This window comes from Campylobacter sp. MG1, from assembly GCF_026616895.1.
GTDB lineage: Bacteria > Campylobacterota > Campylobacteria > Campylobacterales > Campylobacteraceae > Campylobacter_E.
This window is the reverse complement of the sequence record NZ_JANYME010000002.1, coordinates 95,969-108,271: the sequence shown is the minus strand read 5'-3', so window position 1 is coordinate 108,271 and position 12,303 is coordinate 95,969. Positions and strand designations below refer to the sequence as shown.

The window sequence follows — 12,303 nt, the reverse complement described above, 5'->3', positions numbered from 1 at the left end:
ACATGAAAATAATATACAAATTGAAAAACAAGAAAAAATTAAAAAATATTTAGAAATAGAAACAAGATTAGGATATACATTTAAGGATGAAAATTTATTAACCCAAGCATTAACACATAAAAGTTACGGTAAAATCCATAATGAAAGACTTGAATTTTTAGGCGATGCTGTACTTGATTTGGTTGTAGCAAATATTTTATATATGGATTTTGGACATTTTAGTGAAGGTGATTTAAGCAAGTTAAGAGCAGCTTTAGTTAATGAAAAGTCGTTTGCAAAAATTGCAAAATATCTAAATATAGGGCAATATTTGTTATTATCAAATTCAGAAGAAAATAATGGAGGTAGACAAAAGCCAAGTCTATTATCAGATGCATACGAGGCTATTATGGGTGCTATTTATTTAGAAAGTGGTTATGAAATAGCATGTAAAGTTGCTACAAATATTATTAATGAAGTCTTTCCTGTAATTGATATAGAATTAATTAAAGATTATAAGACTAAATTACAAGAAAAAACTCAATCAATAATGGCACAGACTCCAGAATATAAAATTCTTAATACAAGTGGGCCTGATCATAAAAAAAGATTTGAAATAGGGTTGTTTTTGAATAATGAACTCTATACGAAAGCATTTGGCAATAGCAAAAAAGAAGCAGAACAATTAGCAGCACAATTAGCACTTGAAAGGTTAGAGGATGAATAGTTTTGGAACATTTTTAAAATTTAGCACCTTTGGTGAAAGTCACGGAAAAGCAATAGGGGTGTTAATTGATAATTATCCAGCTGGTATAAAAATTGATATAGATTATATAAATTTATTACTTAAGCGTCGTCAAGGTGGTGGTGCTTTATCAACGCCTAGAAAAGAAGCTGATGAGATAAATATTTTAAGCGGGGTTTTTAATGGTGTTAGTACAGGTGCATCTATTTGCGTAATTGTTGAAAACAATAATGCTAGAAGTAAGGATTATAAGGAAATTTTTCGCCCAGCTCATGCTGATTTTAGCTATTTTGCAAAATATGAAAATTTTGATTATAGAGGTGGCGGCAGGAGTAGTGCTAGAGAAAGCGTAGCAAGGGTTATTGCTGGTGCTTTTGCTGATTTTATTTTAAAAGAATTTAATATTAGAACCTATGCAAGTTTATGTGCTGTAGGTGGGATTAGTCTTGATGGTTTTAAATTTAGCGAAAGTGAATATCAAAAGGCATTAAGTGAGGATTTAAACGCTTTAGGTTTTGTATCTATGTTTATTGATGAAATTACTAGAGCAAAAAAACAGCATGATAGCGTTGGGGCTAGTATTAGTGTAGCTGCATTTGGTGTTTTTGCTGGTTTGGGAGAGACATTATATGATAAATTAGATGCAAAAATCGCTAGTGCATTTATGGGGTTAAATGCTGTAAAAGCCGTTGAAATTGGTGCTGGAAAAGATTTAGCTAAAATGAATGGTTCGGTAGCAAATGATGAATTTTTATGCGTTACAAATTGCGAAAAAAAACAAATAAATTCAAATATTTTTAAAACAAATACTCAAATTTCAAATTTTTCTTATGCTAACGCTAATCCTAAAAAACCTTTATTTTTGCATACGAAAAATAATTTTAGTGGTGGAATTATGGGTGGAATTAGCACTGGCGAGACTATTTATATTAAGGTGCATTTTAAACCTACGCCATCAATTTTTAAAGAACAATCAATGATAAATAAAAATTTAAAAATTGTAAAAGATACACTAGTCGGAAGACATGATCCTTGCGTTGGAGTTAGAGCTTGTGTGATATTAAAATCAATGTTAAGTTTTATTTTGGCTGATTTTTTAATGTTAAATTCATGTGCTAAAATAGAAAATCTTAAAAAAATTTACAAAGGAGAATAAATGCCTATAATTAATGTAAGACTTGCGTCACCTATGCCAGATGATGAAAAATGCCAAGAAATCATCGCTGATTTAACCGATTATTTTGAAACAAAATTAGGTAAAAAGCGTGAGAGAATAGTAGTAATGCTAGATGAGATTAATCCTAATCACATAGGATTTGCTGGAAATAGCGTTGAGCGTATAAAAAATGCTGAGTTTATAAATAATTACACATTAAAAGACGAATAAAAACTTGCAATTTTAAATTTAGTAAAATTTAAAATTGCTTAATTAAATATAAACTTTATCTTAATTCAAATCATCTTTTATTATTTATGATTTTTAAATATGAGAAGATTTAATAAAATAGAATTTTAATGTTTTGTCATTAGTGCAAGATGAGTGCTGATGATTGTGGTAGTAATTGACAAATTCAAGGTACCTGTGGGAAAAATAGCACATTAGCAAATTTGCAAGATTGTATGATTTTCGGTCTTAACTGAATGAGTGCTTTAAGGTTACCACGCAAATGAATTAGGTGCTGATACTAGTGTTGTAGATAGTGTAATTGTTGATACTTTGTATTTTACACTGACAAACTCAAATTTTAATTTATACGAGTATATATTAATTATTAAAAATAAGTTTAGCTGGTGTTAAAATTATGGATATTTTGAGTGAAGCTCATACGAAAATTTTTTGAATTCCTAGTATTACTAAGGTTAGCTAAAATAAAGCTAGTGAAAAGGCGATTTTAGTAAGCGGACATAATCTTTTTGCACTTAAAAATTATCTAGATCAAACAAAAGATACCGGCATTAATCTTTATACTCACTCAGACGGCTACCTTGAACTAAAAAATACCCGAATTTAAAGGGAAATATTAGTAAGGCTTGGTATGTCAAACTAAATTATTTAATGAATTTAAGGGTGCTATTTTAATGACAACAAATTGTATTGTTTCACTTAAGAAAAACTGCGAGTATAGTGATAGAATTTTTGTTTATGATATAGCTGGAATTGATGGTGTTGATTATTAGTGAAAATTATTTTTCGACACTTATTAAAAAGACATTACCTAAAATTACAATTTTAATAACGATGAGGTTTTAACGACCGAGAACATTGTAAGGTGATTTTACCTATGACAGGAGAAATTTAGACACACTTAAGGTTGGTAAAATTCATAATTTTTTTTGTAATTACAGGTTACGATACACTTTGAAATGGTAGGGATTATTACAGGAATTTAGCTATTAATTTGTCTAAAGATTGTGTAATTTTAACCTCAAGTTGTGGTAAATTTAATGATGTAGATTTTGGTAATATTAACGGTGCAAATATTCCAAGATACATAGATTTAGGGCAATATAACGATAGTAATGGTGCTGTAAAAATAGTTTTAGCATTAAGTGAGGCTACAAAAATTCTTTTTAATGAACTACCACTTATATTGTTCTTATATGGATGGAGTAAAAAGCTGTGGTAATTTATTAGCGTTGTTTAGTTTGGGTATCAAAAATATAAATGTAAGACCTAGTTTCATTGAATTTTTCAATGATGAAATTTTAAAAATTTTGATAGATAATTTTAATTTAAGATTAATTAGCGAAGATTACAAAAAAGATTTAGAATTTTATTTATCAAATAAATTTTATCCCTATAATAGGGATAAAATCACTAATTATTTAATATTATCTAATTCTTTACAAGCTTCTTCAAAGCTATTTTGACAAGAATTTCTTAAATTTTCTAAATATTTATTTTTATGATTTTGCGCTATCTCATAGCAACTTTTACCATCTTTATTTAAACACGCATTTTCATAAATTTCAAATGCTTTATTTTCATCAATCTCGGTGCCAGTTCCATTAAAATACATATTTGCTAAAAAATAGCAAGATGAATAGTTTTTATTATCACATTCTTTTTTATATAAATTAAAGGCTTTTTTATATAATTCTTTATAATTTTTTGTGCTTGCGTATTTTACTTCAGAAAAATTTGCATAATCATAACACGCACTTGCATTATTATTTTCACATTGTTCTTTTACTAACTTTATTGTTTGATTTTGATAAATTCCAGCTAATTTTTCATTGCGGTTATTTTGAGAATATTTATAGATATCACTTAACGATTTACAAGATATATAATCGCTAAATTTATCACACGCTACTTTGTAATAATTAGCTGCGTTTTTGTCATCTTCTTTATCAAAATGATAAAAATTTGCCTTATCTGTACACTCTTTTAATGTATTACAATTATTAGCAAAAAGCATAATTGTAGGTATTAAAAATAATAATTTTTTCATACTAACTCCTTTTTAAAAGTTAGTAATTTTAACAATTTTTTTTAAATAGTAGGACTATTTTAATAATTAAATTTATTTTTAATTTTTAAGAAATCCCTAGCCTAAGCTAGGAAAAATTATAAAGCTTTTTTAGCTGCTGCTGCAACTTTAGCAAAAGCTGCTGCGTCATTCATAGCCATATCAGCTAGAACTTTTCTATCTAGTTCAATACCAGCTTTTTTAAGACCATTCATAAATCTTGAATAACTTAAATCATTTAAGCGACAAGCTGCATTAATTCTAATAATCCATAAACGACGGAAATCTCTTTTTTTGCGACGTCTATCACGGTAAGCATATACCAAACTTCTTTCTAATTGTTCTTTAGCTTTTCTGAAGTGTTTTCTACGAGCACTATAAAAGCCTCTAGCTAGTTTTAATACCTTTTTATGTCTTCTGCGTCTTACTACGCCTGTTTTTACTCTTGCCATAATATCTCCTTTTAAATGGCGTTTGCCTTAGCAAATCTTTCCCTTAATGGGGGTAATGAATGATTAAAAATCAAAAACTTATTTCATACAAAGCATTTTAAGAACACGGTTTTCATTTGTTGCATGAACAAATTTAGCTGTTCTTAAATCACGCATTCTTTTTGCAGGTTTTTTAGTTAAGATGTGGCTTCTAAAAGCTGAACCACGCTTAATTTTATTTTTACCTACTTTAAAGCGCTTAGAAGCACTTTTTACACTTTTCATTTTTGGCATAAGCTTATCCTTTCGTTGAAATTTGTTAAAAAGAATGGCTATTCTAACATAAAAAGTTTATATATAGCTTATTCTTTGTAATTAAACGAGATGCTGTTTGAATTTCTTTTAATCTCAATATAACCAGCGTTGCCCGTAATATCTACACCATTTATATAAAATGTATCCTTAATATAATTTGGATTTTTAATATCATAGCCTAAAAGTTTTGCTATTTCTAATCCTAATTCATAATGTGTTGGATATGAGATATTTTTAATATTATTTATGAAATTTAAATCATCGCTATTATAAATACTAGCAAAAATAGGAATATTTGCTACATTTTCACTTAAAAACGCATGACCATATTCTTGATTATTGTTTTTACCTAGTTCACCCATAGCTTCGCCGTGATCTGGTGTAAATATTATAAAACTAGGTATCTTAACTCTGTCTTTAAAAAATTTAAAAATATTAGATATTAGGTAATCATTAAATATCATTGCATTATCATAGCTATTAATTTTATAATTTTTTATGTCATTTATGTCAAATTCTTGTGCTTGATTGTATCCTCTATATCCTTTTTCATAAGGAGAATGAGCATTTCTTTGATGTATTATTATAAAATTCTTACCATTTTTAAATTCATCTTGTAAATCATTAAATTTTTTTAATAAAACCATATCACCAATTTTTTCTGATTCTAATAAATAATTTTCTTTCGTAAAAATTATATCAATATAATTTGGTGCCATTGCACTAGCTTCTGCTTCTGTTTGATTTGATATATAAAAAGTTTTAAACCCAGCTTTTTTAGCTAATTTAAAAAGATGTGTATTTTCATTTAAGATATGTTTTATATTGTCGTGATTATATGCAATATTCATAAACATTGGTAATGATACCTTAGTTAAAACCGAGCTAGAAAATCCTTTTTTTGCTATAAAATTTTTATCATTTGATGCTAAATCTTGTAATTTTGGTGTAGTGTTACGATGATATCCTAATAAGCCTATATGATTAGCATTAACACTTTCTCCTAATATTAAAACTATATTTTTAGGATTGTCATCTTTAGAATAAATAATCTCATATTCTTTGTATTCTTTTATATTTTTATTATTTTTTGGCAAGTATAGACAAAAATACGCAGTAAATGTTCTAAGTGAATTTAATAAACTAACGCTGTCATTTCTTGGCATAAAATTTCCTAATCTAGGAGTTTTAAAAATAGCTTTATAAGGTAATATTAAAAGTATTAAAATTATAAGAAAACTTGCTATATAAGTGGTTTTACGCTTTATTTTTATATATAAAATAATTAATGTAAAATATGGAATAAATACCATTAACAATACTAAAATTCCACCTTTACTAATCATCGCACTAGCACTTTCAAAAATTTCTTTAACTTCATAAAACATTAAATGCAATGAAAATACATTTAAAGGAGCGTTATAGTAAAAATAGTGGCAAAATTGTATTGTTTCTATAACATAAAAAAATATCAAAATTACAATAGCTAAAAGTTTTGGTTTTACTAATGGAAGTATTATTGACGCTGGAATAAAAGCTGCTAAAAAAGTTAATTCAAATCTAAATTTATAATCATCTTGTATTAATGTAAATACCCCCCCCCGGTATTATAAAAACACAAAATGTAGTTATACAAATAAAAATTATTTTTTTATTTATCATAAAAACATCCTTTTAAATATATTTTATTTTATTAGAAAATATGGAGAAAATTAGCATTAAAAAGCTAATAAATATCATAAAAATTATAGAAAAATTAAAGTTATTTGATATATCTTTGAAAAATCCAAAAATTATTGGGCCAAATGTAGCGATTAGATATCCTATGCTTTGTGCCATTGAACTAAGATATATAGTAGTTTTAGTATCTTTTGACTTTGTAGCTATCATAGTTAAAACTATGCCAAAAATTCCACCTATTGGAATAGAAAATAAAATTGCTGATATTATTAATAAATAAAAATTTTCATACATTAAACATATAAAAAATCCTACTATATTACATGCACAAATTATAGCTAAGAAAATATTTTGATGTTTTAACTTATACATGTAATAAGGAACTAAATAAGCCGTAATTAGTGCTAGGGCTTGAAATAAAATTACTATATTTGTAGCTGTGTTTTCTTTCATACTAGTCGCTAAAACACTAGGATACCAAGTAATTGTTGTGTAAAATATACAACTTTGAAGCCCCATAAAAATAGTTATAACCCATGCTTTTTTGTTTTTAAATATTTTTAAAAAATCTCTTAAATCTTTTTTGTTTTGCTTTCTAAAAAATCTTTTATTTTTAATGAAAGGTATGTAGCAAATTAAAGCAATTACACTAAAAATTACCCAGCAAAACAATGTTCCACTTAAATTTATATAATCTATTAAATAATGCCCAAATAATCCTATAAGGCTTGATAATGCTAAAATAGCACTATAAATAGCCATAATTTTACTAATATTTTTAAAGTTATTTTTGATAAAACTAGGCATTAAAACATTTAAAACAGCAATTCCTATACCTATTAAAATGCTACCAAAAAATAAAAAAAATGAATTAAAAAATGATCTTGTAAAAAGTCCTAGTATTATTAAAATTAAGCCAAAAAACATAGTTTTAGTGCTAGGTAAAATTGGTGCTATTAAAGAAAATATAAAAAAACAAAATAGTGGCAATGAACTTAAAATTCCTATTTGAGTTGAATTTAATTTAAATTCAAACATTAAATTATCAACAATAGGACCTATCACACTCATAGGTGCTCTTAAATTTAATGATATGAAAATAACACATAAAATACTCATTATAAAATATTCTTTTTTCATTTTATCTCCTAGTATTATTTTAAACTATTTTTATTAAGATTATTTTGATAAAAATAAATACATAAAAAATTAAAATTAAATTAAGAAAGCTATGGTTAATTAAATTTTTAAACTATATTATTAAGTAGATATGTTTGTGTATTGCTAACTTTTATAAAAATTTATTCTATTGATAACCATAATAATTTATGAAGAAATAGAGTTTATTTTTGCATTATACAAGATGGTAAAATATCAAATTTTTAAAAATTATATTTTTAGATTTAGTTGTGGTTATCATATAATTTTTTTTAAATATTTGCTAAAAGGTTCAAAAAAGTTTTAGTATTTTATATGAAGTATTTTTTTTATTTGATTTATGTTTATATTGATAAATTTAGAATTATTTTATGAATATGTTGATTTGAATTATCAAAGAGTTATAAATAATTATAAAAGTTAAATTTCTTTAATTTTATTTGATAATAATGTGAAAATTAGTAATAAAATGCTTAAAATGAGAACAAAAATACTTGAAAATAAAAAGTTATTAAATATATTTTTTAAAAATCCAAAAATTACTGGTCCGAGTGAAGCCAAAAAATACCCAAAACCTTGTGACATTGATGTTATATATATTGTATTTTGAATGTTTTTTGATTTTTGAGCTATCATAACTAAAATTACCCCAGTAGCACCACCACAAGGAATGGCAAAAAGAATAGCAAGTGATATTAATATATAAAAATTTGAACTAAAAATCATAAAAATAGATGCGATAATATTTAGAAAAAAGCTAATAAATAAAAAAGTCGCTTTAAATTTAATTTTAGTGATTATAAATGGTAGAAAATATCCGGATATAATAGCTGTGATTTGAAATATTACAAGTGCATTGTTGGCGTATAGTTTGCTCATATTTTGCATTAAAAATATAGGATACCATGCTACTATTGTATAATAAAGGCAGCATTGAAGCCCCATAAAAGCTGTTATATACCATGCATTTTTATTTTTAAACATTTTTATATAATCTTTAATATTGCTATTTTTGAATTTTCTAAAAAAACGTCCATTTTTTAAAAATGGCACATAACAAATAAGACCAATAATTGCAAAAATTATCCATATAAATAATGAGTTATTAAGACCAACGAAAGGCACAATTTTATAAGTACAAATTCCAATTAAACCTGATATTGTAAGGAACATACTGTAAAGTGCCATTATACTTCCTGTGTTGTTTTTAAAGTTATTTTTAATAAAACTTGGTATTAAAACATTTAAAATAGCCATAGCAATTCCAGTTATAAAAGTGCCTAAAAATAATAAATTTACATCAAAATATGAGCGTAAAAAAAGACCTATCATAAGTAAGATTAAGCCTATAAATATACTTTTATTTTTAGGAATTATTGGGCTTAATAATGAGAATATAAAAAAGCAAAACAATGGTAAAGCATTTAAAATTCCATAGTTTATGTCATTTAAATTAAAGTGGTTGATAATATCATTAGATACTCCACCTATCATAGTTATAGGTGCTCTTAGGTTTAGTGAAATAAAAATAACACAAAATATGCTGATTAAAAAATATTGTTTTCTCATAATATAACTTTTAAGTAATTTTAAATTTAAATTATTTTATTAAAAAAACTAATAAATAATTCTTAAAAATTAAATAAATTTATTAGTATTTATAATAAAAAAATTATTTATAAAAGTATTTTTTAAAAAATATAATATTTTATAAATAAAAATATCTTTCATTAATTTAAAATATTATTGGTACATAAATAGGTTTTTTATAAATAAACAAGTAGGTTAATTATTTATAATTTGTTTAAAGTAAACGTAAAGATTATTATAAATTTTTATTTTATATTTTTTTAATATTTATGTTTTAATATTTTTATTGATTAATTAAACTATTTATATTTTATTTTTAATTTGCCCTCAAGTAATTTTAAAAAATTAGTCATTTATAATTAATAGTTACTTTAATTATACTAATTATAGAATGTTAAGGACTTAGTTAGTAACAAAATTACAACATTTATTCCAAAATATTTTCAAAAATTTTTTAATAATAAGATTGGTAAGTTATAAAGCTAAAACATTGTATTTTAAGAGTTCAAACGATTTTTTTATAATAAATATAATTAAATAAAAAGGTATACAGCAAGATTATAATATTACGATAAAATTATAGTTATTATATATATGTTACTAAAAAATACAACAAAAATAAACAAATATATAAGCTAACTTAAATATAAAAAATCATAAATTAAAGAAAATAATTGTTTTAATTGTTTAAAGCGTATTTTGTAAGAAAAAAAGGAAAAAAATGGGGCTGGTGTCCCCAACAGGATTTGAACCTGTGGCCTTAGAATTAGGAATTCTACGCTCTATCCAGCTGAGCTATGAGGACTTTATATATTAAAATATAGCTAGGGAATTTGACCCTAGCTTTGTATTACATATTTCTTTTTTTGATGATTTCATCAGATACATTTCTTGGAACTTCACTATAATGGTCAAATTCCATTGAATATGTAGCACGACCTTGTGTTTGACTTCTTAAATCAGTTGAATATCCAAACATTTCAGCAAGTGGGCAGAATGCTGCAATAATTTTATTTCCACCACGCTCATCCATAGCATTTACTTGACCACGGCGTTTATTTAAATCTCCAATTACATCACCCATATAATCTTCAGGTGTTTCAACTTCAACTTTCATAATAGGTTCAAGTATTACAGCACCAGCTTTTCTGGCACCTTCTTTAAAGCCCATTGAAGCAGCTAATTTAAATGCCATTTCGCTTGAGTCAACTTCGTGATAACTTCCATCAAATAGTGTGACTTTTACGTCTTCTACAGGATATCCAGCTAAAACACCATTTTGTAATGCTTCTTGAATACCTTTATCAACTGCAGGAATATATTCTTTTGGAACAACCCCACCTTTAATATCATTAACGAATTCGTATCCTTTACCTGGCTCAAGTGGCTCAAGGCGTAAGAATACATGTCCATATTGACCACGACCACCAGATTGTTTTGCATACTTGTATTCTTGCTCAACTGTTTGGCGGATTGTTTCACGATAAGCAACTTGTGGCTTACCTACTTCAGCATCAACTTTAAATTCTCTAAGCATTCTATCTACGATGATTTCAAGGTGTAATTCACCCATACCTGAAATAATAGTTTGTCCGCTTTCTTCATCAGTTGAAACTCTAAAGCTTGGGTCTTCTTGTGCAAGTTTGTTAAGTGCAATACCCATTTTTTCTTGGTCAGCTTTAGTTTTTGGCTCAACTGCAACACTAATAACAGGATCAGGGAATTCCATTCTTTCAAGGATAACTTTATCTTTTTCGCTTGCTAAAGTATCACCAGTTAGTGTATCTTTTAGACCTACGATAGCACCAATTTCTCCAGCATAAAGTTCTTTAATTTCTTCACGCTTGTTTGAGTGCATTTTTAATAAACGACCAATTCTTTCTTTTTTATCTTTTGTAGCATTATATACATAACTACCACTTTCAAGTTTTCCACGATAAACACGAATGAATGTAAGTTGTCCAACAAATGGGTCGGTCATAATTTTAAATGCAAGTCCTGCAAATTCACCATCATCAGTTGATCTAACATTTGCTTCTGTTCCATCTTCATATTGACCACGGATATCAGGAACTTCATCAGGTGCTGGAAGATAATCAACTACAGCATCAAGTAATGGTTGAACACCCTTATTCTTAAATGCAGTTCCACAGCACATAGGAATAATTGATAAATCAAGGCAACCTTTTTTAATACCTTTTTTTATTTCATCAATAGTTAATTCTTCTCCATTAAAGTATTTATCCATAAGTGTATCATCAGTTTCCGCAACAGCCTCAACTAATTTTGCTCTATATTCTTCTGCTTTATCTTTTAAATCAGCTGGAATTTCAATTTCTGTATAATCTGTTGGTTTTTTATCATCATCCCAAACATAAGCAACCATTTTTACTAAATCAACTACACCACGGAATGTGTCTTCAGCACCGATTGGAATTTGAATTGGAACTGGATTAGCTTTTAAACGATTTTTAATTTGCGCTTCAACATTATAAAAATTTGCTCCAACCCTATCCATTTTATTTACGAATACTATTCTTGGAACATGATATTTATTTGCTTGTCTCCATACGGTTTCGCTTTGTGGTTGAACTCCACCAACAGAGCAAAATACTGATACAGCACCATCTAAAACCCTCATTGAACGCTCAACTTCAATAGTAAAGTCAACGTGGCCTGGGGTGTCAATAATATTTACTTGATGATTTTTCCAAAAGCAAGTTGTAGCAGCTGAAGTAATTGTAATACCACGCTCTTTTTCTTGCTCCATCCAGTCCATTGTAGCTGTACCTTCATGAGTTTCACCGATTTTATGGCTAATTCCAGTGAAGAATAAAATTCTTTCTGTTGTTGTAGTTTTTCCTGCGTCAATATGCGCAGCAATACCAATATTTCTAACACGAGATAAAGGAGTTTGTCTTGCCATTTTAAC

General features: G+C 26.6%; 10 protein-coding genes, 1 tRNA gene and 1 pseudogene. 4 read left to right on the top strand and 8 right to left on the bottom strand.

Annotated features, from left to right (window positions below; all coding sequences use genetic code 11):
• Positions 1–37: 37 nt before the first annotated feature.
• From rnc to NY022_RS01990, 4 genes and pseudogenes are all read left to right on the top strand, one after another.
• Positions 38–706: a ribonuclease III gene (gene rnc / locus NY022_RS02005; RefSeq protein ID WP_267523473.1), complete on the top strand. Its 669-nt coding sequence runs from the start codon at positions 38–40 to the stop codon at positions 704–706.
• The gene (aroC, locus tag NY022_RS02000) at positions 699–1,880 is read left to right on the top strand and encodes a chorismate synthase (RefSeq protein ID WP_267523328.1); all 1,182 of its coding nucleotides are present in this window, start codon (positions 699–701) and stop codon (positions 1,878–1,880) included. The genes rnc and aroC overlap by 8 nt, the downstream gene beginning before the upstream one ends.
• Complete coding sequence (locus NY022_RS01995; protein WP_267523327.1) at positions 1,881–2,111, top strand: tautomerase family protein; 231 nt, start codon at positions 1,881–1,883, stop codon at positions 2,109–2,111. It abuts the gene before it with no gap.
• A 149-nt stretch (positions 2,112–2,260) separates the two neighbouring features.
• Positions 2,261–3,511, top strand: a pseudogene (locus NY022_RS01990) (hydroxylamine reductase); the annotation flags it as partial.
• A 35-nt stretch (positions 3,512–3,546) separates the two neighbouring features.
• Here the strand turns inward: NY022_RS01990 and NY022_RS01985 are convergent.
• The 8 genes from NY022_RS01985 to fusA form a co-directional block, all read right to left on the bottom strand.
• Complete coding sequence (locus NY022_RS01985) at positions 3,547–4,179, bottom strand: tetratricopeptide repeat protein (RefSeq protein WP_267523326.1); 633 nt, start codon at positions 4,177–4,179, stop codon at positions 3,547–3,549.
• A gap of 116 nt (positions 4,180–4,295) precedes the next feature.
• Positions 4,296–4,649, bottom strand: a complete 354-nt coding sequence (gene rplT, locus NY022_RS01980; protein WP_267523325.1) for a 50S ribosomal protein L20 — start codon at positions 4,647–4,649, stop codon at positions 4,296–4,298.
• A 78-nt stretch (positions 4,650–4,727) separates the two neighbouring features.
• Positions 4,728–4,922 carry a 50S ribosomal protein L35 gene (gene rpmI, locus NY022_RS01975; RefSeq protein ID WP_267523324.1) on the bottom strand — a complete coding sequence of 65 codons (195 nt, stop codon included), beginning with the start codon at positions 4,920–4,922 and terminating at the stop codon, positions 4,728–4,730.
• Positions 4,923–4,990: 68 nt separating this feature from the next.
• On the bottom strand, positions 4,991–6,331 hold the full coding sequence (locus NY022_RS01970) for a phosphoethanolamine transferase (RefSeq protein ID WP_267523323.1): 1,341 nt from the start codon (positions 6,329–6,331) through the stop codon (positions 4,991–4,993).
• A 286-nt stretch (positions 6,332–6,617) separates the two neighbouring features.
• The gene (locus NY022_RS01965; RefSeq protein ID WP_267523322.1) at positions 6,618–7,763 is read right to left on the bottom strand and encodes an MFS transporter; all 1,146 of its coding nucleotides are present in this window, start codon (positions 7,761–7,763) and stop codon (positions 6,618–6,620) included.
• A gap of 438 nt (positions 7,764–8,201) precedes the next feature.
• The gene (locus NY022_RS01960) at positions 8,202–9,350 is read right to left on the bottom strand and encodes an MFS transporter (RefSeq protein WP_267523321.1); all 1,149 of its coding nucleotides are present in this window, start codon (positions 9,348–9,350) and stop codon (positions 8,202–8,204) included.
• Positions 9,351–10,099: 749 nt separating this feature from the next.
• Positions 10,100–10,176 (bottom strand) — tRNA-Arg (locus NY022_RS01955).
• Positions 10,177–10,221: 45 nt separating this feature from the next.
• Positions 10,222–12,297 carry an elongation factor G gene (fusA, locus tag NY022_RS01950; RefSeq protein WP_267523320.1) on the bottom strand — a complete coding sequence of 692 codons (2,076 nt, stop codon included), beginning with the start codon at positions 12,295–12,297 and terminating at the stop codon, positions 10,222–10,224.
• Between the last annotated feature and the right edge of the window lie 6 nt (positions 12,298–12,303).